Here is a 24699-nt window from a genome sequence, read left to right as displayed (position 1 = left end):
ACGACAAGGCCGCGGGCAGTGATGCCCGCGGCCTTGTCGTTTCAGGCGTCAGGCTACCAGCAACGGCCTCAATACCTTGAACGGCTGCCAGGTTTTCTGGCCATCGAAGGTGACGAACACTTCGATATCCAGGTCATGATCGATGGCGAATTTGCGCAAGTCCGCTTGGGTAATCATGCCGATGTCCACCGTTCCGGTGGCGTTCTTGACCGGCTGTGGTGGGAAATCAATGCGCAGGTTTTCGCCGTCGTCTGCATTGCCCCCCCACAGGCTCATCTTGGTGTGTTGGGTGGTGGCGATAAGCGGCCAGGCCGGATCGCTTGCCTGGGCGGGCAGTGAAACTGCCGCGCCCTCGCTACCCACATGGCCGATGCTCAGGTAGCTGCCGGTGATTTTGTCGCAACTGGGCGTGGGCAGGTTGGAAACCGTGAGTACCCTGAGCGTATGCGGGTCGGAGGTCAACTCCTCCTCTGGGCCGGTGAGTGTATAGAACAACGGGAAGGTATGGCCTGAGCTCAGGGCAACGTTGGCAGCAGGTATGCGGTATTCCCTGCCGCCGGCCTGCAGGGGCTGGCTGGACGAATAGGCGCCCGGTTCGCCAGGTGTGTTCCAGAACACGGTGACCGTCTCATCGTCTTCGATTTCCACATCAGCAGGGACGACCAACGTTGCACCGGCTGCGGCAGCGGTCGGTTGCAAGGTGCTGCCGGTAAGCCCACCGATGGCTTCCTTCAGGGTAGGAGCCTTCAGCAGCCGGGCGACGGGCTGGGCCTCGACCATGAGGTTTTTCGCGGTTGAGGTTTGCGCGGCATTCTGCGCACGGTCGAATATTCGGTAAGACGCAAACCGCAGGCCGTCACCAGCGGCCCTGATGGCCGCGCCGGAAAAGGTCACGACAATGTCGGCACTGAGCTCGGCCTTACTCAGCATCCTGCGTTCGACTTCTTCATTATCCAGCGCACCAGGGGCAACGCTCCAGTAGGTGACCAGCTCGTCGCCGGGGGTTGCGCCCTGGTAGGGCGGGAAGGTACCCATCAGCCGGTCGCCGTGGGCTTTGAGGTACTTGTCGGTTACCCCGGTTTGCCCCACTTCCTTGGGAAATTCAATGCTGTTCTTGAAAGGGAGGGCGGGCGGAATCTTGTCGATCGTCATGATGTAAGGCGCGGAGGTTTCTTCGTTGCCCGATGAGAGCACAACCTTGTAGGTCAGTTCGTGCTCGCCATCGGTGAGCGACTTGGGCGGTACATTGATGAACAGATCCTCCGGCTGGACGGGTGCTTCCCAGCTTTTGCTATCGACAAGTTTGTTGGAGAGGTAGAGCGTGAGGGTGTCAGGGGCACCGGGCTCGGGGAAACTGTTCGACCACATCTGGAACTCGACCCGCAGCGGCAACGCCGTGGCGGGCGTGGGCAGCAAGTGGGGTTGGCCGTCGGGGATATCCGGTAGCAGCCCGATCACGTTGGGAGGGGATAACGCAAAGCTGGCCGATACATTGGCCTGTGGGTGTTCAGGTTGCCGCGGCTTCGATGTGCTCATGTCGCTCTCCAGGATAAAACAGGCTCCCGGGCCTGATGCCTTGCAGGCGAAGGCCTACTGGCACCAGGCACGGGAGCCCGTTGCGTTGAATCACCAGCTGTAGCGCACGCCGAGGCTCACCCCCCATGGCTGCTCGATCTTGTCGCCGTTGCTGTAATCGACGTCGGCATGCACCTGCCAACGTTCGGCCCAGGCCACCGAAACGCCTGCGCCCAGTTCGGCACGCGAGCCGGACAGGTCGTTGGCAAAGCGATTGCCGTTCACCTTGATGTCGTTGTCGTTGGCGAACTCGTGCACCGCCGCCACCTTCAGGTAAGGCTGCACGCTACGCCCGTTGCCGAAGTCCAGGGTGCGCCCGGCGGTAGCCCCGACTTTGGCCTGCAGCGAACGGGCCGGGTCGCCGTGGGCGCGCATGCCGTTGTCCAGGGTCACGTCCTTGCCTTGCACGACCATGCCGGCCACTTGCGCGAAGGGTTCGACGAAGTAACCGTCGGCCAGCTTGAAGTGCCGGCCTGCTTCCACCGACACGCCTGCGCCGCTGTTGTCATAGCTGCCTTTGGTGCGCTGGCCGTCGCTCAGTTGCACGTTGGCTTCGTTCTGGTAACGGTTGAGCTTGCCGACGATGTCCACGTAGTAGCCGGTTTGCGGCTGCAGCCAGGTGGCGTAGGCACCAACGTGGTAGCTGTCGACATTACCGGAGGCGCCGCGGGCCATGCTCAGGTCAGACTTGCTGTAACCGCCGGTGACCCCGGCCAGCCAGTTGCCATCACCCACCGGCAGCGGTGTATCCACGCCGAACGACATACCTTGCTGGGTTTGCTGGTAACCGGTACCGGCCGCCGACGAGACGTTGAACTTGTTGCCGTAGCTGCGCACCCAGGCGCCGGCCTTGCCGGTGTCGTTGCGCACTTCGCCCATGCGGCTGCGCAGGGTGTTCAGCTCGCCGTACCACACGGTGGGGGCGCTGTTGAACAGGCCGATCAGCGTTTGCGTGCCGGGGCTTACGGTGCGGGTGGTGGTGTCCAGGTACCAGTCGTTGCCTTGTTGAACCAGGTTGTAGGAAAACGCGCCCAGGTCCACCGGGCCGCCCAGCAGGCCGAAGGTAGCGTCGCCGGCAGCGGTATGCACCAGGTGCAGGCTGCTTTCAGCTTGTGGGTCGGTGCCGCTGCTGCTGACCAGCAGTTGATGGTTGCCGGTGGCGGTGCCAGTGACGTCGAGGTGGTCGGTTTGCCCGGTGGCAAAGTCCACGCCCATCTTGAAGGTGCCGGCGCCTTCGAGGTTGTTGACGGTCAGGGTGTTGAACGTGCCAGGGGTGGCGCTGAGCTTCACCGCGCCGCCGTTCATGGCCAGGGTATTGAGCTGGCTGTCACCGACCATGGTCCATTCTGCCTGGTTGCCCACGGTCAGGCGTTCGCTGTTTTCCAGCCGGCCTTGCAGGGTGGCGCCGTTGTCCAGGGTGACATCGGCGCGCCCGCCCTGGTCGACGATGATGTCGCCCTGCAAGTGGCTGTTGTCTACCCGGATGCTGGCATCGCCATCGCTGGCCACCGACACCAGCCTGCCATTGCCAGCGCTCAGGGTGCTGCCGTTGCGGATCTCGACAGTGCCACTGGCGACACCGCTGCTGCACGACCTGCCGCTGCTCACCCGTGACGACAACGACGTGGAAATTCGTTACGAGTACGACCCCCTGCGCCGCACCACGCGGGAAATGGTTGCCCCGGGAACCTCGTTCGAGGCCAGCCGCCGGTATGCCTACGTGCTGTGCGCCAAACCAGGCGACCAGGCCAGCCAGACCGCCTTCGATGTGAAGGACGTGCAAACGTTGACGCTGGTGGACGGGCTGAACCGGCCCATCAAGGAACAACGCCTGGACATCGACAACCTGCTCGGGCAGGGCGCCGACACCCTGCACGATACCTACGAAGCCCAGTACGATGCCCTGGGGCAATTGGTGAGCGAAACCCAGGTTGATTGGCTCAATGGCAAACCCCTGAAGCTGGCCACCACGTTCGAATACGACGACTGGGGCGAGCAACAGGCGCAAACCGGCCCCGATGGCGTTACCCAGTTCACTGAAACGACTTACGTGAACGATTCACAGCACCAGGGCAAGGTCACCACGGCCTGGCGCATCGCCACTTCCAAGGCAACAACGGGCAAGACCATCACCTGGTACGATGCGGCGAACAACCCGGTGAAGGTCGAGCGCCTGGACGCCAAGGGTACGCTTGTTAGCCGTGCGCTCAATGCCTACGACGGCCTGGGGCGTGCCGCCAAGGAAACGGTTGGAATCGACAGTAAAACGCTGCGGGTCGAGGAACACCTCTACGACGTGTTTGGGCGCCAGGTGACCCATACCCTGGGCGACAAGAACAAGGTCGTACGCGAATATGCCCTGCACAGCGAGCAGGACTTGCCCACCTTGATCAAGGTCCCTGCCGCCAAGGATATCCTGCTCGGCACGCAGACCTTCGATGGCCTGGGGCGGCTGGAAACCGCAACGACCGGGGGGCGCTTGCAGAAGTACGAGTACGACCCGGGGCAAACCAAGCCGGCCCGGGTGTACAAATACAAGCAGGACCTGCAAACCTTCGACCTGATCCACTACGAGTACAACCCGGTACTCAGCGAAGAGCCGATCAAGCGCTACCTGGCTGGTGCTGCCGATGGCCAGGGCGTGGCCGACATCGGCACCGCCACCTACGGCTTCGACCCGAAAAAAGCCTGGCTGGTGGATTTCGAGGTGCAGGGGCAGAAGGTCAACCGCACGTATTTCAGTACCGGCGAAGTAAAGACCGAAACCCGTGACCTGGGCGAGGAAAAGCCCTACACCATGAGCTACCGTAGCAGCCTGCAAATCCTGTTGCGAGAAGTTCAGGTTCAGCGAGCTGTTGCTGCCCAGGCGCTGGTAGGCCGACGCCTCCAGGCGGCTGCGCCGGCTACCCCGGAAACGCCCGTCGTAGCTGGTTTGCCGTACCCACTCATCGAAGTCGCGGTAGTTTTCGGTGGAGTAGCGGTAACCGGCGAAACGCAGGTTGGTGCCGTGCTCGAACGCCTTGCTGTAGCGCAGGGCGTAACTCATGCCCTGTATCTCTCCGCCCAGGGCCTGGCCCAGGTCGGCGCTGGCATGGGTGATGTCGAATGCCAGCGCACCCAGCGCGCCCAGGTCGCGTGCCAGGCCAACGGCCTGCGCATGGTAGCCCTGGCTTGCCATCAGCCCGCCGATCAGGGTGGTGTTCCACGGTGTGCCCCGCGCGGCGGTGAGCTGCCACAGGGCCGGGCTGCGTGCGTCACCGGCTGTGTTGTAGTGCCCGGCGGTGAAGCTGTAGCGGGCTATGCCAGGGCGCAGCAGGTTGCCCAGTGCGGTGTAGGGCTGCAGGTAGCGGCGCACCTGGCCGTCGGCCTCGGTCAAGACCACTTCCAGCTCGCCTGAGCCGGCGACGCCGAGGTCGTCGATGGCATAGGGGCCGGGGCTGACGTAGGTGGAGTAGAGGGGGTAGCCGTTCTGCCAGATTTCCAGCTTGGCGCGGGTTTGCGCCACACCGCGAATGGTCGGGGCGTAGCTGCGCAGGGCGTCGGGCAGCATCTCGGGGTCAGTGGCCAAGCGCAGCCCGGTGACCGGGACGCCGCGAAACAGGTCGCTGTCAGTGGCGGTTTCGCCCAGGGTCAGGGTGCCCCAGGTGCCTGGCAGGTCGGTTTGCGCGTAGGTGTAGGCGCGGGTCCAGCTGCGCTCGCCCTGGGCGTCCTGGCGCCACGCCTGGCTGCTGCGCAGGCGCCAGCCGCTGAGGTTGATGCCACTGGTCAGGTACAGGTCATGGCTGTCGAAGCGCCCCCGGCCGCGGCTGCTGCCTTGCAGGGTGGACGCCTGGTAGTTGACGAAGGCGGCGTTGATGCCGGCATCCCAACGGGCCGGGTCCACCTGGCCTGCCACTTCGCGGCGCATGGCGATTTGCGGAATGGAAATGGCCAGGCGCAGGCGCTGGCTGTCGAAGTCGACCCGCGCCCCAGGCACCACTTCGGCCAGGTTCAGGCACTGCTGGGCCAGCAGGGTCGGGTCGGCCAGGGCCTCGGTGCGCAGGCCCAGCTCGGCCAGCAGGCCGGGCGAGAGGCAGGGCTGCAGGTGCGTGCCGGTGGCATCGAGGTCGAACCTGAGCTCGCGTGGGCCCACCGGCTCAAGGTTCACCGTGAGGTCGACGAGCAGCAGCCCGGGGCCCAGGACCCGCTCGTTGGCCAGGGCCTGCAGGGCCAGGGCGCCGCTGTTGGGGGCATCATCGGGGTGTTGGCGCAGGAAACCGGCGCGAAACTCCCCCGGCACGGCATTACCTTGGGCCAGCAGCGGGCTCAAGGCAATGCACAGGGTGAGCAGCTGGCTGCCGCGCAGGCGAATAGGCCCACGCAGGTGGGGCATGAAGGTCATGGACGCTCCTTGGGTGTTGCCGCCAGGTCAGAACGGGGTGTGCACGGGCAAGGTCAAGGGCTTGGTGGTGCCGCCGTAGTCGTTGATGGTGGTGATCACGGCGTGCAGGTCGTTGGCGTCAGCCAGCGCCGCTGGTAACGGGTAGCTGCGCTCGGCCAGGGGGGCGAGCATGTCGGCCACGGGCAGGGGGTGCCGGGTGGTGCCGCTGACGAGTTCCAGGCGGTTCAGGGTGTAGAAGTACGGGGTGGGGTTCTTGACGACCACTTCCCGCTGGCCGCCTTGCAGGCGGGTGGTAATGTGCAGGTCTTTGAGGCGCCGCTCGGGGTTGCCCTGCACGGCGGCGGGCCGGTAGAACAGCTTGATGCGCGTGCGGATGGCAATGTTCAAGGCATTGCGCGCCTCGCCCGAGGCCTGGGGAATTTCCTGCAGGTTGAAGAAAAACAGCGACTCGCGGTCTTGTGGCAGGTCGTTGGGCAAATGGCTGAGCTTTACCGTCTGCTCGCCGTTGGGTGCCAGGCGAAACAGGTTGGGCGTGGTCAGGAACGGTACCGGGGTGACCGTGTCGTCCGTTTGTGTATTCACCCAGGCCTGGGCGGCGAAGGTTTGCTTGCCAGGGTTGGCGATCAGTACCGAGGCGCTGCGTTGCCCACCGTCGTAGACAATGCGCGTGGTGCTGATGGTGAGTGCGGCGCTGGCGCTGTTCAGGGTGCTGGCCAACGCCAACACGCCACCTCCCAGTAGCAACAGGGGGCGCAGGATAGAGAGCATGGAAATAGCCTCGCGAAGGCGTTGGGGGAATCCAGGTGCCCTGGGGCACCTGGAAACGGATCACGGCAGGGCGACGACGAAGTTCACGTCAGCTTCGGCCATGCCAGCACCCACGGTGGCGGCGGAGGACTTGTAGTTGGCGAAGAAGCGCATCTCGGTGGGCGTGTTCTCAGCCAGGGCGTACTTCTTGGACTCGGTATTCGGGTCGATGGTAGCGCCAGTGTCGTCTTTGATCAGCAGGCCCAGGCCCGTTGCACCGCCCCGGTTCAATGCATACATGTCGGTACCTTCAACACCGGCCAGGGCGTCGAACTTGACGGTTGCCTCAGTGCCTGGGGCGATGACACAGCTGGCGTCTGGCGTTACGCGCAGGCCGAAGGCGACTTCCTTGGTTTCGGTACCTACGGTTGGGAAGGCCTTGGTGGCGTAGTTGCCCAGGAATACCCAGGGTTGAACGCCCAGGCCTGGGTCGACGACCTCGATTGGGCAGGTGCCACCGGCGCTGATGTAGCCACGGAAGGTGATACGGCCGTTCTCATCGGCGGCCATTACCGAACTGCTTGCCATTGCAAGCACCAGGGGTAGCAGGATTTTTTTCATGGGGGTTATCCATTATCGAATGGTTGGCTGTTTTGCGGGAACGGGCCCGCAAGACATCGAGCTGTGAGTGCGCTCGTGTCGCCATTCAGGTTATGGATGTACAGAGGGAACCGATGTAGGTGAAAGTGTCAGGCGGGTAGGAATGTTTCAGCAAGTTTCCTTGCCGTGGGGGGCACGGCAAGGAGGGCAAGCTTACTCGGTTCGGGCTTGCAGCCGCTGTTGCTTTTCTGCGCTCCAGTCGAACGGCGCGCCCTGCTGTTCGGCTTCGTAGCGGGCTTCTTCGAGCTGCTGGTACAGGTCCAGTTCCTCATCGGGCATGAAGTGCAGGCAATCGCCGGCAAAGAACCACAACAGGTCACGCGGCACCAGGTGGGCGATTTGCGGGTAGCGGGTGATGACCTGGCAGATCAGGTCCTGGCCCAGGTACTGGCTTTGCAGCGGGTCTTGCGGCAGCAGGGTGAGCAGTTCGTCGAAGCGTTCGAGGAACAGGGCGTGGCTTTCCTCCGGCACCTGCTCGGCTTCACCCAGGGCCACCAGGATGGTGCGCAGGTGGTTCAGCAGTTGCAGGTGGTAGTGCAGGTGGGGGGTGGCCATGGGGGTGGTCCTCGGGGTGGTTGAAACGGGGGCGGAGTATACGCCGGTTGGCCAAGCCTGTGGTGTTGTAGGAGCGGGGCAAGCCCGCTCCTACAAGGTTCTATATAGAGCCCTCAGCGCACCTTGCCTTGCTCGGGCAACAATTGCGCCTTGTCGAAGGCATCCACATCGATCACCGCCCGGCGCGCCTGTTCCGCGGCCTGCAGCCGTTGCCCTTCATCTGGCTGCAGTACCCCGGCCTCGATGGCCGCATCGATCGCCGACTGCCCCGGTGCCGGCTGCACCTTGCCCTCCTTGATCGCCTGGTGCAGCGCCTTGTGCACGGGCAGCGCTTCATCCAGCAGGTCGCAGGCCCGTTGCAGCGCCGCCACCGGGTCGCCATCTGCCTGTGGCCTGAAGCAGCCGGCCAGCAACTCTTCCAGCGCCGGGTCGCCTTTGCTGCGGCCAATCAGGGCGGCGACTTCGGCATCCAGTTCATCGCTTGGCCCGGTGTGGCGGCGGCCGAAGGGGAATACCAGCACCCGCAGGGCGCAGCCGACGAAGCGGTTGGGGAAGTTGTCCAGCAGCCGATCCAGCGCGTGCTCGGCCTGGCCCAGGCTTTCTTCCATGGCCCAGCGCAGCAAGGGTTGCATGTGCTCGGGCGAGCCCAGGTCGTGGTAGCGCTTGAGCGCGGCGCTGGCCAGGTAGAGGTAGCTCAGCACATCACCCAGGCGTGCGCTCAGGCGTTCGCGGCGCTTGAGCGCGCCGCCCAGCAGCATCATCGATAGGTCGGCCAGCAGGGCGAAGGCCGCTGCCTGGCGGTTCAGGGCGCGGAAGTAACCCTGGCTCAGGGCATCGCCCGGCACGGCTTCCAGGCGCCCCAGGCCAAGGTTCAGCACCAGCGTGCTGGCCGCGTTGCCGACGGCGAACACGATGTGCTTGAGCAACAGGTCGTCGAACTCGCGCAACGCCTGGTCGCGGTCCTGGCGACCGGCCAGGGCCATTTCCTTGAGCACGAACGGGTGGCAGCGAATCGCGCCCTGGCCGAAGATCATCAGGTTGCGCGACAGGATGTTGGCGCCTTCGACGGTGATGAAGATCGGCGCACCCTGCCAGTTGCGGCCCAGGTAGTTGTTCGGGCCCATGATGATGCCCTTGCCGCCGTGCACGTCCATGGCGTGCTGGATGCATTCGCGGCCGCGTTCGGTGAGGTGGTACTTGAGGATGGCCGACAGCACCGAAGGTTTCTCGCCAAGGTCCACGGCCTTGGCTGTCAGCAGGCGGGCGCTGTCCATCAGCCAGGCATTGCCGCCGATGCGTGCCAGCGATTCCTGAATGCCCTCGAAGGCGGCCAGGGGCACGTTGAACTGCTCGCGGATGTTGGCGTACTGGCCGGTGACCAGGCTGGTGTACTTGGCAGCACCGGTGCCCACGGCGGGCAGGGAGATGGAGCGGCCCACCGACAGGCAGTTCATCAGCATCATCCAGCCCTTGCCGAGCATGGCCTGGCCGCCGATCAGGAAGTCCAGTGGCACGAACACGTCCTTGCCGCTGTTGGGGCCGTTCATGAACGCAGCGCCCAGGGGCAGGTGGCGCTTGCCGATTTCAACGCCGGGGGTGTCGGTGGGGATCAAGGCCAGGCTGATGCCCAGTTCTTCCTCTTCGCCCAGCAGGTGCTCTGGGTCGTAGGCCTTGAAGGCCAGGCCCAGCAGGGTGGCGACCGGGCCCAGGGTGATATAGCGCTTTTCCCAGTTCAGGCGCAGGCCGATGACTTCCTCGCCGTTCCACTGGCCCTTGCACACCACGCCGGTGTCGGGCATGGCCCCGGCATCGGAGCCGGCCAGGGGGCCGGTGAGGGCGAAGCAGGGAATGTCATCGCCGCGGGCCAGGCGCGGCAGGTAGTGGTTGCGCTGCTCGTCGGTGCCGTAGTGCAGCAGCAGCTCGGCAGGGCCCAGGGAGTTGGGCACCATCACGGTGGAGGCCAGGTCGCCGCTGCGGGTGGCCAGTTTCATCGCCACCTGGGAGTGGGCGTGGGCGGAGAAGCCCTTGCCGCCGTATTCCTTGGGAATGATCAGGGCGAAGAAACCATGCTGCTTGATGTGCGCCCAGGCTTCGGGGGGCAGGTCCAGGTCCTGGCCGATCTGCCAGTCGCTGACCATGGCGCAGAGCGCTTCGGTGGGGCCGTCGAGGAAGGCTTGTTCTTCTTCGGTCAGTTTCGGCGCCGGGTAGGCGAGCAGGGTGCGCCAGTCGGGGCGGCCGCTGAACAGCTCGCCATCCCACCACACGGTGCCGGCGTCGATCGCCTCGCGTTCGGTTTGCGACATGGGCGGCAGGGTGCGCTGGAACCACTTGAACACCGGGCCGGTGAACACCTTGCGGCGCCAGTCCGGTAGCACCAGCAGGGCGGTTTTCAGCGCCAGCACGGCCCAGAACAGGGCCAGCAACCAGCCGGGGGCCTTGCTGAAGATACCCATGAGCAGCACGTACACCGCCAGGATGGCGAGAATCTGCAAGGGCGCCAGGCGCCGGTGCGTGAGGTACGCCGCACCGATCACCAGCACTACCAACCACAACAGCAACATAATCGGTCCTCCTTGGAACCAGGGGCTTGAGCCGTCCCAGTCAGCTTAGACGCAACGCTGTGAACGGCAGGGTCAGAACAGTGACAGGGTGTGGCGCCAGGAGTTTCAGGGCAGTTTCAGCCTGTACCGGCCCTATCGCGGGCAAGCCCGCTCCTACAGGTACGGCGCTGTACGTGTAGGAGCGGGCTTGCCCGCGATAGGGCCGGTACAGGCAGCAAAACTCTGGAGTAGACTATGAACCTCCGCATTCATAAGGACATCGCCATGCTGAAGATCTGGGGCCGCAAGAATTCAAGCAACGTGCGCAAGGCGCTGTGGGCCGCCCACGAACTGGGCCTGGATTTCGAGTCGATCGATGCCGGTGGCGCCTTCGGCGTGGTCAACGAACCGCACTACCGGGCGCGCAACCCCAACGGCCTGGTGCCAATGCTCGAAGACGGCGACCTGACCTTGTGGGAGTCCAATGCCATCGTCCGCTACCTGTGCGCCGAATACGGCGCAGAGCAGGGCTGGTACCTGGAAGACCCCCGCCAGCGTGCCCTGGCCGACAAGTGGATGGACTGGACCACCTCGTCCTTCGCCGCACCATTCCGCCCGCTGTTCTGGGGCCTGCTGCGCACCCCGGAGGACCAGCGTGACTGGGTAGCGATCAACGCCGCGCACAAGCAGTGCGCCGCGCTGCTGGCCATTGCCGACGAAACCCTGGGCAAACAACCGTACCTTTCCGGTGACCAGATCGGCATGGGCGACATCCCACTGGGGTGCTTCGCCTACGCCTGGTTCGAAATGCCCATCGAACGCCCGGCCATGCACCACCTGGAAGCCTGGTACGAACGCCTGAAGGCGCGCCCGGCCTACCAGGCCGCGGTGATGACCGCGCTGACCTGACCTTGCTTCGATAGTCATTATCAATACATGTGACTGTACTTGTGCGGCCTGGCCTTGCACCATGGCCGCACTCACTGCGCCAGTGACCTGCCCTGGCGTGTCCTGCACCTTCTTCTTCGGTAAGTGACCCGCTATGAGTTCCGCCCTGTCCATCCGACAGCTGACCAAGACCTACGGCAACGGCTTCCAGGCCCTCAAGGGCATCGACCTGGACGTTGCCGAAGGCGATTTCTTCGCCTTGCTCGGCCCCAACGGCGCCGGCAAATCCACCACCATCGGCATCCTGTCCACCCTGGTGAACAAGACCAGCGGCACGGTCAACGTGTTCGGCCATGACCTGGACCGCGAGCCCTCGGCGCTCAAGCGCTGCCTGGGCGTGGTGCCACAGGAATTCAACTTCAACCAGTTCGAGAAAACCTTCGACATCGTCGTGACCCAGGCGGGCTACTACGGTATTCCACCGAAGGTGGCCAAAGAGCGTGCCGAGCAGTACCTGACCCAGCTGGGCCTGTGGGACAAACGCGATGTGCAGTCGCGTTCGTTGTCCGGCGGCATGAAGCGCCGGCTGATGATCGCCCGTGCGCTGATCCACGAGCCGCGCCTGCTGATCCTCGACGAGCCGACCGCCGGGGTGGACATCGAGCTGCGCCGTTCGATGTGGACCTTCCTCACCGAGCTGAACCAGAAAGGCATCACCATCATCCTCACCACCCACTACTTGGAGGAGGCTGAGCAGCTGTGCCGTAACATCGGCATCATCGACCACGGCACCATCGTCGAGAACACCAGCATGCGCCAGCTGCTGGGCAAGCTGCATGTGGAAACCTTCGTGCTCGACCTCAAGCAGGACCTGGCCGCAGCGCCTGTGCTCGAAGGCTACCCGTGCCGGTTGCTGACCCCGCACACCCTGGAAGTGCAGGTGGACAAGGACATCGGCATCACCGCGCTGTTCGGCCAACTGGCACTGCAACGCATCGAGGTGCAGAGCCTGCGCAACAAAACCAACCGACTCGAGGAGCTGTTCGTGTCCCTGGTGGAAAAAAACCTGTCGAAGGTGGCCGTATGAGTGTGGAACTGCGCACCAACTGGGTTGCCCTGAACACCATCGTCTACCGCGAAGTGCGGCGCTTCCTGCGCATCTGGCCGCAAACCCTGCTGCCGCCAGCGATCACCATGGTGCTGTACTTCGTCATCTTCGGTAACCTGATTGGCCGGCAGATTGGCGACATGGGTGGCTTCACCTACATGCAGTACATCGTGCCGGGGCTGATCATGATGTCGGTGATCACCAACTCCTACGGCAACGTGGTGTCGAGCTTCTTCGGCAGCAAGTTCCAGCGCTCGATCGAAGAACTCATGGTATCGCCGGTATCGCCACACACCATCCTCGTCGGCTACGTGCTGGGCGGCGTATTGCGTGGTTTGGCGGTGGGGGTGATCGTGACCATCCTGTCGATGTTCTTCACCAACCTGCAGGTGCACCACCTGGGCGTGACCGTGGTCGTGGTGCTGCTGACCGCCACCATCTTCTCGCTGCTGGGCTTCGTCAACGCGGTGTTCGCCCGTAACTTCGACGACATCTCGATCATCCCGACCTTCGTGCTGACGCCGTTGACGTACCTGGGCGGGGTGTTCTACTCGATCAACCTGCTGCCGCCGTTCTGGCAGACCGTGTCGCTGGCCAACCCGGTGCTGCACATGGTCAACTCCTTCCGCTACGGCATTCTAGGGGTGTCGGATATCAGCATCGGCACGGCGATCACCTTCATGCTGGTGGCCACTGCGGTGCTCTACGTGCTGTGCGTTCGCCTGTTGGTCAGCGGCCGCGGCATGCGCGCCTAGCCTCCTTTGCTTGCGCCGGCGCCACTGCCGGCCAATCCACCAACGCCAGTACACCAGGGTGGCCGCCCAGGCAGCGATGCCCAGCACCACCCCGCACACCACCGAGCCCAGCAGGAACGGCTGCCACAGCGTGGCCAACTGGTCGGTGATCCAGTCGAAGGTCAGTTCGTCGGGCAGGGTGCGCGGCGGCACCTGCATCAGCCAGGCACCGGTCATGTAGGTGACGAAGAACACCGGGGGCATGGTCAGCGGGTTGGTCAGCCAGACCAGGCTGACGGCAATCGGCAGGTTGCCGCGTACCGGAATGGCCAGCGCTGCCGCCAGCAGCATCTGCATGGGGATGGGAATAAGCGCGGCGAACAAGCCCACGCCCATGGCCCGTGCCACCGAATGGCGGTTCAGGTGCCAGAGGTTGGGGTCGTGCAGCAACTTGCCGAAAAAGCGTAAGGACTTGTGTTCCCGAATGCTGGTCGGGTCCGGCATGTAGCGTTTGAACAGGCGGCGCGGCATGTGGGCTCCCGGGGCGGTCATCGGGGAAGTATGCCCTGATTCCCGCACGGCCTCGTTTAGAGTTTGTGACAATTGTTGAGCAGGCCGCCCCTGCTTTTCGGCTATGCCTGTGTCAGCGATTTTGCTGCTGGAGCTCTATCTCATGCGCACAGGGATGTTTGCGCTGGCGCTCGGGCTGGCCTGCCTGGGTGCGCTGCCGGCCTTGCCATCGGTCGGGTGGCTGGTGTGGCTGTGTGGGCTGGCGCTGGCCGGCTTGTGTACCCGTGGCTGGCCGCTGGGCATTGGCCTGCTGGGGCTGTGCTGGGCGTGCTGGGTGGCGCAGCAGGCCCTGGACGAGCGCCTGGCGCCGGGCCTGGATGGTCGCACGCTGTGGCTGGAAGGGCAGGTGACCGGGTTGCCGACGCGCACCGCCCAGGGTGTGCGCTTTGAACTGGAACACCCCCAGTCACGGCGCGCTGCGTTGCCCAGCCGCGTGCAGGTCAACTGGTTCGGCGGGCCGCCGGTGCGCGCCGGGGAGCACTGGCGCCTGGCGGTAACGCTGCAGCGCCCTGCGGGCCTGCTCAACCCCCATGGCCCGGACCGCGAGGCGCAGCTGCTGGCGCGTGGGGTGGGCGCGACCGGCACGGTCAAGGCCGGCCAGCGCTTGCAGGCGTCGCCGCCAGGGCTGCGCGATGCCCTGCGTGAGCGCCTGCTGGGGGTGGCCGCCCATGGGCGGGAGGCGGCCCTGGTGGCGCTGTTGCTGGGCGACGGTGCAGGGCTTGCCCGTGAGGACTGGCAGGTGCTGCAGGCCACTGGCACGGTGCATTTGCTGGTGATTTCCGGCCAGCACATTGGCCTGGTGGCCGGGTTGCTGTATGCCCTGGTGGCGGGGCTGGCGCGCTGGGGCCTGTGGCCGCGCCGCCTGCCTTGGTTGCCATCGGCCTGCGCCTTGGCACTGGCAGGGGCGCTGGCCTACGGCTGGCTGGCGGGCGCGGGGGTGCCGGTGCAGCGGGCCTGCCTGATGCTGGGCGTGGTATTGCTCTGGCGCCTGCGCTTTCGTCACCTGGGGGCGCTGCCTCCGTTGTTGCTGGCATTCAATGCGGTGTTGCTGGCCAACCCCTTGGCGGCGTTGTTGCCGGGGTTCTGGTTGTCGTTCGCGGCGGTGGCGGTGCTGGTGTACAGCTTTGCGGCGCGGCTGGGGGGCTGGCGGCCCTGGCAGGCGTGGAGCCGAGCCCAGTGGGTGATCGCGATCGGCTTGTTGCCGGTACTACTGGCCACGGGCTTGCCGGTGAGCCTGAGCGCGCCGCTGGCGAACCTGCTGGCGGTGCCCTGGATCAGCCTGGCAGTGCTGCCGTTGGCCTTGCTCGGCGTGCTGCTGTTGCCGCTGGCGGGGGTGGGTGAGGGCTTGCTGTGGTTGGCCGGTGGCCTGCTCGATGGTTTGTTCCGCTTGCTGGCGCTGGTGGCGGGCTGGCGCCCGGCCTGGGTGCCGCCCGCCTTGCCGTTGTGGGCCTGGCTCGTGGTCGCTGTGGGCGCGCTGCTGGTGCTGTTGCCCCGTGGCGTGCCACTGCGTGGGTTGGGCGGGGTGATGCTGTTGGCGTTGTGGGTGCCCCGCGAGCCGGTGCCGTTCGGGCAGGTCGAGGTGTGGCAGCTGGACGTGGGCCAGGGCCTGGCGGTGTTGCTGCGCACCCGCCATCACAACCTGCTGTACGACGCAGGGCCTGCCCGGGGCGACAGCGACCTTGGCGAGCGGGTGGTGTTGCCGACGTTGCACAAACTGGGGGTGGGCAGCCTGGACGTAATGCTGCTCAGCCATGCCCATGCCGACCATGCCGGCGGTGGCGCCGCCATTGCCCGTGGTTTGCCGGTTGGGCGGATGATTGGCGGTGAAGCGGTGGATGGCATTGCGCTGCAACCCTGCGCCAGTGGCGAGCGCTGGGTGTGGGATGGCGTGGTGTTTTCGTTGTGGCGCTGGGAGCGCGGGCACAGCAGCAACGACCGCTCGTGCGTGTTGCTGGTCGAGGCGCAGGGTGAGCGGTTGCTGCTGGCGGGGGATATGGAAGCCGGCGCCGAGCGGGCTTGGCTGGCGGCCACCGAGGCGCCGCGCATCGATTGGCTGCAGGCGCCGCACCATGGTAGCCGCAGTTCCTCTAGCGAGGCGTTTATCCGCGCTACCGCGCCGCGCGGGGTGTTGATTTCGCGTGGGCGCAACAACAGCTTTGGGCACCCGCACGGGCAGGTATTGGAGCGGTATCGGCGCCATGGGATGCAAGTGCATGACACGGCGGTGTCGGGGGCGTTGCGCTTGGTATTAGGGGCGCGGGGGGAGGTGGAAGGGGTGCGTGGGCAACGGCGGTTTTGGCGTTCGCCTTGAGCTAGATCGCACGCGGTGCCCCCATGAACATCGGCCCGAAACAACCGTAGGAGCGAGCAAAGCTCGCGATGCGCCGCGCGGGCGGCGCTCGATCTCACATCCACCCAAAAAACCAAGCCATACACCTGCGCCCAATTCCCTGACCTCCGGCAGATGAGCCCCCACGCACTCCTATGCTAGAGTGTCGGCCTTTTTCCGAAGGGGCATTTACTGTGTGGGAATTGGTCAAGTCCGGTGGTTGGATGATGCTGCCAATCATTCTGAGCTCCATCGCTGCCATGGCGATCGTCGTCGAGCGCCTGTGGACCCTGCGCGCCAGCCGCGTTACCCCGCCGCACCTGCTGGGCCAGGTATGGATGTGGATCAAGGACAAGCAACTCACCAGTGACAAGCTCAAGGCCCTGCGCGCCGACTCGCCGCTGGGCGAAATCCTCGCCGCGGGCCTGGCCAACTCGCGCCACGGCCGCGAAATCATGAAAGAGTGCATCGAGGAAGCCGCCTCGCGCGTCATCCACGAGCTCGAACGCTACGTCAGCACCCTCGGCACCATCGCCGCCATGGCCCCGTTGCTGGGCCTGCTGGGCACCGTGCTGGGCATGATCGACATCTTCAGCGCCTTCATGGGCTCGCAGATGACCACCAACGCCGCCGTGCTGGCGGGGGGTATCTCCAAGGCCCTGGTCACCACCGCCGCTGGCCTGATGGTCGGTATCCCGGCAGTGTTCTTCCACCGCTTCCTGCTGCGCCGCATCGATGAACTGGTGGTGGGCATGGAGCAGGAAGCTATCAAGCTGGTGGAAGTGATTCAAGGCGACCGTGAAGTGGAAGTGGCCGGAGGCAAGGCGTGAAGTTCCGGCGCAATCGCCAGCGGGAAAACGTGGACATCAACCTGGCGTCGCTGATCGACGTGGTGTTCGTGCTGCTGCTGTTCTTCGTGGTCACCACCACCTTCACCCGTGAAACCCAGCTGCGTGTCGAGCTGCCCGAGGCCGCCAGTGCCGAACAGGCGCCGGCCGACCAGGACAAACTGGTGGAAGTCACCATCAGCGCCGACGGCGTGTACTCGGTGAACAACCACCTGCTGCCCAAAAGCGACCTGGCCACCCTGACCGAGGCCATCGAGCGCGAGTCCGGCGGCGACAACAAGCTGCCGCTGGCCATCAGCGCCGACGGCAAGACCCCGCACCAGGCCGTGATCACCGCGATGGATGCCGCCGGCAAGCTCGGTTTCAGCCACCTGCGCATGACCACCGTCGAGGCCGCCCAGGGGACACCTTGATGGCGCTCGCCGACCGACTGCTGGCTGCCTGGTACGCCGGGCATCCGGCCCTGGCGCTGCTGCGCCCGCTCGAAGCGTTGTACCGGCGAGTGGTCACGCGCAAGCGTGCACGCTTTCTCAGTGGCCAAAGCCCCAGCTACCGGGCCCCGGTGCCGGTGATCGTGGTGGGCAACATCACGGTTGGCGGTACGGGCAAGACGCCGATGATCCTCTGGCTGATCGAACATTGCCGCCGCCAGGGCCTGAAGGTCGGCGTGGTCAGCCGTGGCTATGGCGCCAAGCCGCCGCACTTTCCCTGGCGCGTCGAGGCCAGCCAGCCGGCTGCGCAGGCCGGTGACGAGCCGTTGCTGATCGTGCAGCGCAGCGGCGTGCCATTGGTGATCGACCCCGACCGCTCGGCGGCGGTGCAGGCGCTGTTGGCCAGCGAGCCGGTCGACCTGATTCTGTGCGACGACGGCATGCAGCACTACCGCCTGGCCCGCGACCTGGAGCTGGTACTGGTGGATGCCGCCCGCGGCCTGGGCAATGGCCGCTGCCTGCCCGCAGGCCCCTTGCGTGAGCCTGCCGAACGGCTGCAGGAAGCCGATGCGGTATTGTTCAACGGTGCCAGCGCCGACAGCGCCGAAGGCTTTGCCTTTCGCCTGCAGCCCTCGGTGCTGGTGAACCTGCGCAGCGGCGAGCGCCGCGCGCTCGACCATTTCCCCGCAGGCCAGCGCCTGCATGCGGTGGCCGGTATCGGTAACCCGCAACGTTTCTTCAACACCCTGCTGGGGCTAAACTGGCAGCCGGTGCCGCACCCGTTCGCCGACCATGCGCAGTTCAGCGCCGAGCGCCTGGCCTTCAGCCCCGCGCTGCCGTTGGTCATGACCGAGAAGGATGCGGTGAAATGCCGGGCCTTCGCCGCCGATGACTGGTGGTACCTGGCGGTCGAGGCGCAGCCCACGCCTGCGTTCGGCGCCTGGTTCGACACCCAGCTGCAGCGCTTGCTGCGCAAGCCCTGAGCCCTTATTCAACTTCCGCCCAAGGACGCCTTCAATGGACACCAAACTGCTCGATATCCTGGCCTGCCCGATCACCAAGGGCCCGCTCAAGCTCAGCGCCGACAAGACCGAGCTGATCAGCAAGGGCGCAGGCCTGGCCTACCCGATTCGCGACGGTATCCCGGTGATGCTGGAAAGCGAGGCGCGCACCCTGACCGACGACGAGCGTCTGGACAAATGAGCCTGAACTTCACCGTGGTGATTCCCGCCCGGCTGCGTTCCACACGCCTGCCGGGCAAGCCGTTGCTGCCGATTGCCGGCAAGCCGATGGTGCAGCACGTTTGGGAGCAGGCGCGCAGGAGCGGCGCCAGCCGCGTGGTGATCGCCACCGACGATGCCAGCATCCTCGACGCCTGCCAGGCCTTTGGCGCCGAAGTGCTGATGACCCGTGCCGACCATGAGTCCGGCACCGATCGCCTGGCCGAAGTGGCCGCGCAGCTGGGCCTGCCCGCCGATGCCATCGTGGTCAACGTGCAGGGCGATGAACCCTTGATTCCACCGGTGATCATCGACCAGGTAGCGGCCAACCTGGCTGCCCACCCTGAGGCGGGCATCGCCACCCTGGCCGAGCCCATCCACGCGCCGGAAACCGTGTTCAACCCCAATGCGGTGAAGGTGGTCAGCGACAAGCATGGGCTGGCCCTGACCTTCAGCCGTGCGCCGTTGCCCTGGGCGCGTGATGCCTTTGCCGGGAGCCGTGGTGCATTGCCGCAAGGCGTGCCCTATCGCCGCCATATCGGTATGTACGCCTACCGTGTGGGCTTCCTGCAGGACTTCGTTGGTTGGGGCCCGTGCTGGCTTGAGCAAACCGAGGCGTTGGAGCAGCTGCGTGCGCTGTGGCACGGCGTGCGCATCCACGTCGAAGACGCCATCGAGGCGCCAGCGGTGGGTGTCGATACCCCTGAAGACCTTGAGCGCGTGCGGCGCTTGCTGGAGGCCTGATGCGCGTTCTGTTCGTCTGCCTGGGCAACATCTGCCGTTCCCCCACCGCCGAAGGCGTGCTGCGCCATCAACTCAAGGCCGCCGGCCTGGAAGGCCAGGTACAGGTTGCCTCTGCCGGCACCGGTGACTGGCATGTCGGCAAGGCGCCGGACAGCCGCACTTGCAAGGCGGCCCTGGCGCGTGGCTACGACCTTTCGCGGCAGCGTGCGCAGCAGGTCAAGGCGGCGCATTTTGCCGAGTACGACCTGATCCTGGCCATGGATGAAAGCAACCTCGGCCACCTGCGCACTTTGCGCCCGCACGATGCCCGTGGCGAGCTCGACCTGTTCCTGCGCCGTTACGGCGCAGCCCTGGACGAAGTGCCGGACCCTTACTACGGCGGCGCCGAAGGGTTCGAACAGGTGCTGGACTTGATCGAGGCGGCCTGCCGTGAGCTGGTCGTGGAAATCAAGGGGCGGCTATGACGGTGCAGTGGCAGGAGTGGGTTTCGCTCAAGCCTTTCAATACCTTCGGCATCGATGTCAAAGCCCGCTACTTTGCCCAGGTGCATGACGATGACGAAGTGCGCGAGGCCCTGGCCCGGGCGCAGCGGATGGGCGTTGCCGTTTTCGTCATCGGCGGTGGCAGCAACCTGCTGCTGAGCCGTGATGTCGATGCGCTGGTGCTGCACATGGCCAGCCGTGGTCGGCGCGTGCTGAGTGACGATGGCGAGCGCCTGGTGGTCGAGGCCGAGGCCGGTGAGCCTTGGCACCCGTTCGTGCAGTGGTCGCTGGCGCAGGGCTTCTGTGGCCTGGAAAACCTGAGCCTGATCCCCGGCACCGTGGGCGCGGCGCCGATGCAGAACGTGGGCGCCTATGGGGTAGAGATCAAGGATGTATTCGCCGGCCTGACCGCGCTGGACCGGGAAACCGGCGAGCTGCGCGATTTCAGCCTGGCCGAGTGCGCCTTCGGCTACCGCGACAGCCTGTTCAAGCGTGCGCCGGGGCGTTGGTTGATTCTGCGTGTGCGGTTTGCCCTGAGCCATTCGCTACAGGCGCACCTGGATTATGGCCCGGTGCGCCAGCGCCTGGTGGAGCAGGGCGTGGAGCAGCCGAGCGCGCAGGCGATCAGTGAGGCCATTTGCAGTATTCGCCGGGAGAAACTGCCGGACCCGGCTGAGTTGGGCAATGCCGGGAGTTTCTTCAAGAACCCGGTGGTGGCTGCCGAGCAGGTCGAGCGGATTCGTGCCCAGTATCCGAACGTTGTGGCCTACCCGCAGGCCGATGGCCAGGTGAAGCTGGCCGCCGGTTGGTTGATCGAACAGGCGGGGTGGAAGGGTTATCGCGAGGGTGATGCCGGGGTGCACCGGTTGCAGTCGTTGGTGCTGGTCAATTATGGCCAGGCGAGCGGGGCGCAGGTGCATGCGCTGGCCCAGCGGATCCAGGCGGATATCCTGGCGCGGTTCGGGGTGGCGCTGGAGATGGAGCCTAACCTGTACTGAGTGTTTGCCTGTGCCGGCCTATTCGCGGGCAAGCCCGCTCCCACAGGTATTCCACAATTCTCGAAATCTGTGGCAATCCTGTGGGAGCGGGCTTGCCCGCGAAGAGGCCGGCCCTGTTGATGCAAAGGCCAAAGAAAAAGCCCCGCCAGTTCGCACTGGCGGGGCTTTTTCATTCAGCGGTGGCTATCAACCGTGGTGAGGCTTGTGCTCATCGGCGGTTTCCAGCACCGGCTCGGCCGCTTCCTGGGCTGCCTTGGCAGCCGCTTCGGCTTCACGCTTGCGACGACGCACTTCACGTGGGTCGTTAGGCGCGCGGCCGTTAGGCAGCATCACGGTGGCCGCTTCGACAACGGCAGGCGCCGCTTCGACCGGTGCAGGCTCGGCCACTACCGGCGCCGCTTCAGCGACCGCTGGGGCGGGTTCGGCGACCACTGGAGCCGGTTCTGCAACCACCTCCGGCTGGGCTTCCACGACTACGGCAGGTTGCTCGGCAACCGCTGCTGGCTCGACCACGGCCTGAGCCTGCTCGGCTTCAACCACTTCGACAGCCGGTGCTTCGACTACTGGTGCTGCAACGACTGCCGCTTCAACAGCCGCCGCTTCAACAACAGGGGCTTCAACGACCGGTGCTTCGACAGCCACCTCTGGCTCGGCAACAGCTGCTTGCTCGACCACTGGCTGAGGCGCCACTTCCACTACCGGCTCGGCGCTGGCTTCAACCACGGCAACCGGCTCGCTGACAGGCTGCTCGACCACGGGGGCGATAGCGGCCTGTTCGGCCTTGGCAGCCTCTTCAACTTCAACGGCTGGGGCGGCAGCTTCAACCACGACGGCTGGCTGGGCAGCTTCGCTGTTGTCGGTGCTGACCACTTCGGCGCTGGCGCGTTCGGCCTGCTGGTTGGCTTCGGCTTCGGCATTGGCGCTGATGTTGCTGCTGGCAACGGCGGCGGTAACGGCGAGGCCGGCAGCCAGTTCAGCGCCCAGCTCGGTGGCTTGGTGCTGTTGTGGTTGCTCTTCGCTGCCTTCCTCGTCGCCGCCGTCGATCAGCTCGCCATTGGCGTTGCGCTGGCGTTCACGACGGTTGCTGCGACGACGCTGGCCACGGGAGCGGCGGCGTGGGCGTTCGCCGTCGGCGCCTTCCTGCTCATCCTGCAGCAGTTCGTCGTTCGGCAGTTGCTCTTCGGCCAGTTCCGCAGCCTGTTCGGCGGCTTCTTCGCCAACACGTGGCTGGCGCTCTTCGCGTGGTGGGCGCGGGGCGCGTTCTTCGCGTGGCGCACGCTCTTCACGTGGGGCGCGTTCTTCACGCGGTGCACGCTCCTCGCGAGGTGCGCGTTCTTCACGCGGTGCACGCTCTTCACGTGGGGCGCGTTCCTCACGCGGCGCACGCTCTTCACGTGGTGCACGTTCTTCACGCGGTGCACGTTCTTCGCGTGGTGCGCGTTCTTCACGGGCTACACGTTCTTCACGTGGCTGACGCTCTTCGCGTTCGGCCGGGGTGGCGTCCAGCGGCTCGCGCAGTTCGCGCACGCGCTCTTCGCCACGGTTGCCACGGCGGTCTTCGCGTGGCTGGCGCGGCGCGCGCTCTTCACGCGGCGCGCGCTCTTCACGTGGGGCGCGTTCTTCGCGTGGTGCACGTTCCTCACGCGGTGCGCGTTCTTCACGTGGCGCACGTTCCTCGCGGGGTTGGCGTTCTTCACGTGGGGCGCGCTCAGCACGCTCTTCACGCGGCTTGCGCTCCTCGTCGCGGCGGCCGTTGCGGTTGCGGCTCTGTTGGCGGCCGTTGCGACGCTCTTCGTTGCGCGGGTTGCGCTCGGCGGCCGGTTTTTCGGCTGCGGCGGCAGCGACCGGCGCGGCGGCAGGTTCATCCTTGCCGGCGAACAGGCTGACCAGCGACTTCACCAGGCCCTTGAACAGGCTAGGTTCCGGTGCGGCCGGGGCAGGGGCTACCGGGGCAGCTGGCTGTGACTGCTCTTCGGCGGTCGGCAGCGGCGCGTTGGCGCGGGCCGGGGCAGTTTTCACCGCGGCTTCCTGGCGAACCAGGGTGCGGGTAGCGGTCGGCTGCGGCGCTTCCTCGGCTTCGGCGGCGGCGATTTCGTAGCTGGACTGGTTGTTCAGCACTTCCGGGTTGTCGTCGCGCAGGCGCTGGACTTCGAAGTGCGGCGTTTCCAGGTGATCGTTCGGCAGGATGATGATGCGCGCACGGGTGCGCAGTTCGATCTTGGTGATCGAGTTGCGCTTCTCGTTGAGCAGGAATGCGGCCACCGGGATTGGCACCTGGGCACGTACCTCGGCGGTACGGTCCTTCAGGGCTTCTTCCTCGATCAGGCGCAGGATGGCCAGCGACAGCGACTCGACGTCACGGATGATGCCGGTGCCCGAGCAGCGTGGGCAGACGATGCCGCTGCTTTCACCCAGCGATGGGCGCAGGCGCTGACGGGACATTTCCAGCAGGCCGAAGCGCGAGATGCGGCCAACCTGCACGCGGGCGCGGTCGGCTTCCAGGCATTCACGCACGCGCTCTTCGACGGCGCGCTGGTTTTTGGCCGGGGTCATGTCGATGAAGTCGATGACGATCAGGCCGCCGATGTCACGCAGGCGCAGCTGGCGGGCGATTTCCTCGGCCGCTTCCAGGTTGGTCTGCAGGGCGGTTTCCTCGATGTCGCTGCCCTTGGTGGCGCGCGCCGAGTTGATGTCGATCGAAACCAGGGCCTCGGTCGGGTCGATCACGATCGAGCCACCCGATGGCAGGTCGACAACGCGCTGGAAGGCGGTTTCGATCTGGCTTTCGATCTGGAAGCGGTTGAACAGCGGCACGCTGTCTTCGTACAGCTTGACCTTGCTGGCGTACTGCGGCATCACCTGGCGGATGAAGGTCAGGGCTTCTTCCTGGGCATCGATGCTGTCGATCAGCACTTCGCCGATGTCCTGGCGCAGGTAGTCGCGGATGGCGCGGATGATGACGTTGCTTTCCTGGTAGATCAGGAATGGCGCAACGCGGTCCTGGGACGCTTCCTTGATGGCGGTCCACAGTTGCAGCAGGTAGTCGAGGTCCCACTGCATTTCTTCGCTGCTGCGGCCAAGGCCGGCAGTGCGCACGATCAGGCCCATGTCGCCCGGCACGGTCAGGCCGTTGAGGGCTTCGCGCAGCTCGTTGCGCTCTTCACCTTCGATGCGGCGGGAAATGCCGCCGGCGCGTGGGTTGTTCGGCATCAGCACCAGGTAGCGGCCAGCCAGGCTGATGAAGGTGGTGAGGGCGGCGCCTTTGTTGCCGCGCTCTTCCTTCTCGACCTGAACGATCACTTCCTGGCCTTCGCTCAGGACTTCCTTGATGTTTACCCGGCCTTCAGGGGCTTTCTTGAAGTATTCGCGGGAGATTTCCTTCAGCGGCAGGAAGCCGTGACGTTCGGAGCCGAAGTCGACGAAGGCGGCTTCGAGGCTGGGCTCGATGCGGGTGATCTTGCCTTTGTAGATGTTGGCCTTTTTCTGTTCACGCGCGCCAGACTCGATGTCCAGGTCGTACAGACGTTGGCCGTCCACCAGGGCTACACGCAACTCTTCGGGTTGAGTTGCGTTAATCAGCATTCTTTTCATGTTGTACCGTCGGTTTCCGGGCTGCCGGAAACGGCGTGCGGCACACACGACTTCTCATGGTCGGTGCCAAGGTGCGCAAAGGGTGGCCGGGGCCACCCCCGTGTCGAGCAACGTTCGGCACCAGCCGGTTGCCCAGCCTGCCGTTGTCGCGACGACGCGTCCTGTTTGCTGCGGTGCCTACCAGGCCCCGGTGGCTTCGAATGGGTATCCGAATCAACCAAGCGGGCCTCGTGCACTCAGTCAGGAGGAGGAATCAACCGTCAGCCGTGGACGCCCGAGGGCATCTGTTCAGGACCTT

20 protein-coding genes are annotated in these 24699 nt (G+C 65.4%); 11 read left to right on the top strand and 9 right to left on the bottom strand.

Going from position 1 to position 24699, the window contains the following annotated elements; all coding sequences use genetic code 11:
* Positions 1-48 precede the first annotated feature (48 nt).
* From F3J45_RS05100 to F3J45_RS05070, 7 genes are all read right to left on the bottom strand, one after another.
* Entirely contained in the window at positions 49-1416 is a 1368-nt protein-coding gene (locus F3J45_RS05100; protein WP_167058299.1) for a hypothetical protein, read from the bottom strand.
* 210 nt (positions 1417-1626) lie between these two features.
* Positions 1627-3195, bottom strand: coding sequence for an autotransporter outer membrane beta-barrel domain-containing protein (locus F3J45_RS05095; RefSeq protein ID WP_205300407.1), 1569 nt, complete (start codon positions 3193-3195; stop codon positions 1627-1629).
* A 439-nt stretch (positions 3196-3634) separates the two neighbouring features.
* Positions 3635-5956 carry a fimbria/pilus outer membrane usher protein gene (locus F3J45_RS05090; protein WP_167058296.1) on the bottom strand — a complete coding sequence of 774 codons (2322 nt, stop codon included), beginning with the start codon at positions 5954-5956 and terminating at the stop codon, positions 3635-3637.
* 27 nt (positions 5957-5983) lie between these two features.
* Positions 5984-6724, bottom strand: coding sequence for a molecular chaperone (locus tag F3J45_RS05085; protein WP_167058293.1), 741 nt, complete (start codon positions 6722-6724; stop codon positions 5984-5986).
* Positions 6725-6784: 60 nt separating this feature from the next.
* Complete coding sequence (locus F3J45_RS05080) at positions 6785-7324, bottom strand: fimbrial protein (RefSeq protein WP_167058290.1); 540 nt, start codon at positions 7322-7324, stop codon at positions 6785-6787.
* A gap of 192 nt (positions 7325-7516) precedes the next feature.
* A complete protein-coding gene (locus F3J45_RS05075) occupies positions 7517-7918 on the bottom strand; it encodes a PA2817 family protein (protein WP_167058287.1) in 402 nt (133 codons plus the stop codon).
* Between the two features lie 113 nt (positions 7919-8031).
* Positions 8032-10479 carry an acyl-CoA dehydrogenase gene (locus F3J45_RS05070; protein WP_167058284.1) on the bottom strand — a complete coding sequence of 816 codons (2448 nt, stop codon included), beginning with the start codon at positions 10477-10479 and terminating at the stop codon, positions 8032-8034.
* Positions 10480-10743: 264 nt separating this feature from the next.
* Here F3J45_RS05070 and F3J45_RS05065 point away from each other — a divergent pair, with 264 nt between their 5' ends.
* The 3 genes from F3J45_RS05065 to F3J45_RS05055 all read left to right on the top strand — a co-directional run bounded on the left by F3J45_RS05065 (position 10744) and on the right by F3J45_RS05055 (position 13209).
* Complete coding sequence (locus tag F3J45_RS05065; protein WP_167058681.1) at positions 10744-11367, top strand: glutathione S-transferase; 624 nt, start codon at positions 10744-10746, stop codon at positions 11365-11367.
* A gap of 133 nt (positions 11368-11500) precedes the next feature.
* The gene (locus F3J45_RS05060) at positions 11501-12433 is read left to right on the top strand and encodes an ABC transporter ATP-binding protein (RefSeq protein ID WP_167058281.1); all 933 of its coding nucleotides are present in this window, start codon (positions 11501-11503) and stop codon (positions 12431-12433) included.
* Positions 12430-13209 (top strand): ABC transporter permease, encoded by a 780-nt coding sequence (locus tag F3J45_RS05055; protein WP_103449696.1) that lies wholly within the window; start codon positions 12430-12432, stop codon positions 13207-13209. The genes F3J45_RS05060 and F3J45_RS05055 overlap by 4 nt, the downstream gene beginning before the upstream one ends.
* Here F3J45_RS05055 and F3J45_RS05050 read toward each other — a convergent pair.
* On the bottom strand, positions 13093-13719 hold the full coding sequence (locus tag F3J45_RS05050; protein ID WP_167058277.1) for a DUF2062 domain-containing protein: 627 nt from the start codon (positions 13717-13719) through the stop codon (positions 13093-13095). The two genes, F3J45_RS05055 and F3J45_RS05050, sit on opposite strands and share 117 nt — an antisense overlap.
* Positions 13720-13861: 142 nt before the next feature.
* Between F3J45_RS05050 and F3J45_RS05045 the strand changes: the two genes are divergently transcribed.
* The 8 genes from F3J45_RS05045 to murB all read left to right on the top strand — a co-directional run bounded on the left by F3J45_RS05045 (position 13862) and on the right by murB (position 20810).
* Positions 13862-16069: a DNA internalization-related competence protein ComEC/Rec2 gene (locus F3J45_RS05045; protein ID WP_167058274.1), complete on the top strand. Its 2208-nt coding sequence runs from the start codon at positions 13862-13864 to the stop codon at positions 16067-16069.
* Between the two features lie 212 nt (positions 16070-16281).
* Positions 16282-16917 (top strand): MotA/TolQ/ExbB proton channel family protein, encoded by a 636-nt coding sequence (locus tag F3J45_RS05040; RefSeq protein ID WP_167058271.1) that lies wholly within the window; start codon positions 16282-16284, stop codon positions 16915-16917.
* Complete coding sequence (locus F3J45_RS05035) at positions 16914-17348, top strand: biopolymer transporter ExbD (RefSeq protein WP_167058267.1); 435 nt, start codon at positions 16914-16916, stop codon at positions 17346-17348. The genes F3J45_RS05040 and F3J45_RS05035 overlap by 4 nt, the downstream gene beginning before the upstream one ends.
* Positions 17348-18349 (top strand): tetraacyldisaccharide 4'-kinase, encoded by a 1002-nt coding sequence (gene lpxK, locus F3J45_RS05030; RefSeq protein WP_167058264.1) that lies wholly within the window; start codon positions 17348-17350, stop codon positions 18347-18349. The genes F3J45_RS05035 and lpxK overlap by 1 nt, the downstream gene beginning before the upstream one ends.
* A 34-nt stretch (positions 18350-18383) precedes the next feature.
* Positions 18384-18569, top strand: coding sequence for a Trm112 family protein (locus F3J45_RS05025; RefSeq protein ID WP_003247142.1), 186 nt, complete (start codon positions 18384-18386; stop codon positions 18567-18569).
* A 2-nt stretch (positions 18570-18571) separates the two neighbouring features.
* The gene (gene kdsB / locus F3J45_RS05020; protein WP_205300413.1) at positions 18572-19330 is read left to right on the top strand and encodes a 3-deoxy-manno-octulosonate cytidylyltransferase; all 759 of its coding nucleotides are present in this window, start codon (positions 18572-18574) and stop codon (positions 19328-19330) included.
* Positions 19330-19794, top strand: coding sequence for a low molecular weight protein-tyrosine-phosphatase (locus F3J45_RS05015; protein WP_167058258.1), 465 nt, complete (start codon positions 19330-19332; stop codon positions 19792-19794). Before kdsB ends, F3J45_RS05015 begins: the two co-directional genes overlap by 1 nt.
* Entirely contained in the window at positions 19791-20810 is a 1020-nt protein-coding gene (gene murB, locus F3J45_RS05010; RefSeq protein WP_167058254.1) for a UDP-N-acetylmuramate dehydrogenase, read from the top strand. Before F3J45_RS05015 ends, murB begins: the two co-directional genes overlap by 4 nt.
* Before the next feature lie 186 nt (positions 20811-20996).
* Here the strand turns inward: murB and rne are convergent, their stop codons facing one another.
* Entirely contained in the window at positions 20997-24401 is a 3405-nt protein-coding gene (gene rne / locus F3J45_RS05005; RefSeq protein WP_205300406.1) for a ribonuclease E, read from the bottom strand.
* Between the last annotated feature and the right edge of the window lie 298 nt (positions 24402-24699).

It is taken from the genome of Pantoea sp. Ap-967 (assembly GCF_011752565.1).
Classification (GTDB): Bacteria; Pseudomonadota; Gammaproteobacteria; order Pseudomonadales; family Pseudomonadaceae; genus Aquipseudomonas.
The sequence above is the reverse complement of the archived record's forward strand: the minus strand, read 5'-3'. Positions and strand labels throughout refer to the sequence as shown.

What these genes read in the sequence shown, in the direction of transcription:
- F3J45_RS05055 (WP_103449696.1), top strand. Translation starts at nt 12,430, where the DNA reads ATGAGTGTGGAACTGCGCACCAACTGGGTTGCCCTGAACACCATCGTC.
- F3J45_RS05015 (WP_167058258.1), top strand. Translation starts at nt 19,330, where the DNA reads ATGCGCGTTCTGTTCGTCTGCCTGGGCAACATCTGCCGTTCCCCCACC.
- F3J45_RS05090 (WP_167058296.1), bottom strand. Translation starts at nt 5,956, where the DNA reads ATGACCTTCATGCCCCACCTGCGTGGGCCTATTCGCCTGCGCGGCAGC.
- F3J45_RS05025 (WP_003247142.1), top strand. Translation starts at nt 18,384, where the DNA reads ATGGACACCAAACTGCTCGATATCCTGGCCTGCCCGATCACCAAGGGC.
- rne (WP_205300406.1), bottom strand. Translation starts at nt 24,401, where the DNA reads ATGAAAAGAATGCTGATTAACGCAACTCAACCCGAAGAGTTGCGTGTA.
- F3J45_RS05075 (WP_167058287.1), bottom strand. Translation starts at nt 7,918, where the DNA reads ATGGCCACCCCCCACCTGCACTACCACCTGCAACTGCTGAACCACCTG.
- F3J45_RS05070 (WP_167058284.1), bottom strand. Translation starts at nt 10,479, where the DNA reads ATGTTGCTGTTGTGGTTGGTAGTGCTGGTGATCGGTGCGGCGTACCTC.
- F3J45_RS05045 (WP_167058274.1), top strand. Translation starts at nt 13,862, where the DNA reads ATGCGCACAGGGATGTTTGCGCTGGCGCTCGGGCTGGCCTGCCTGGGT.
- murB (WP_167058254.1), top strand. Translation starts at nt 19,791, where the DNA reads ATGACGGTGCAGTGGCAGGAGTGGGTTTCGCTCAAGCCTTTCAATACC.
- F3J45_RS05060 (WP_167058281.1), top strand. Translation starts at nt 11,501, where the DNA reads ATGAGTTCCGCCCTGTCCATCCGACAGCTGACCAAGACCTACGGCAAC.
- F3J45_RS05065 (WP_167058681.1), top strand. Translation starts at nt 10,744, where the DNA reads ATGCTGAAGATCTGGGGCCGCAAGAATTCAAGCAACGTGCGCAAGGCG.
- F3J45_RS05085 (WP_167058293.1), bottom strand. Translation starts at nt 6,724, where the DNA reads ATGCTCTCTATCCTGCGCCCCCTGTTGCTACTGGGAGGTGGCGTGTTG.
- F3J45_RS05050 (WP_167058277.1), bottom strand. Translation starts at nt 13,719, where the DNA reads ATGCCGCGCCGCCTGTTCAAACGCTACATGCCGGACCCGACCAGCATT.
- F3J45_RS05080 (WP_167058290.1), bottom strand. Translation starts at nt 7,324, where the DNA reads ATGAAAAAAATCCTGCTACCCCTGGTGCTTGCAATGGCAAGCAGTTCG.
- lpxK (WP_167058264.1), top strand. Translation starts at nt 17,348, where the DNA reads ATGGCGCTCGCCGACCGACTGCTGGCTGCCTGGTACGCCGGGCATCCG.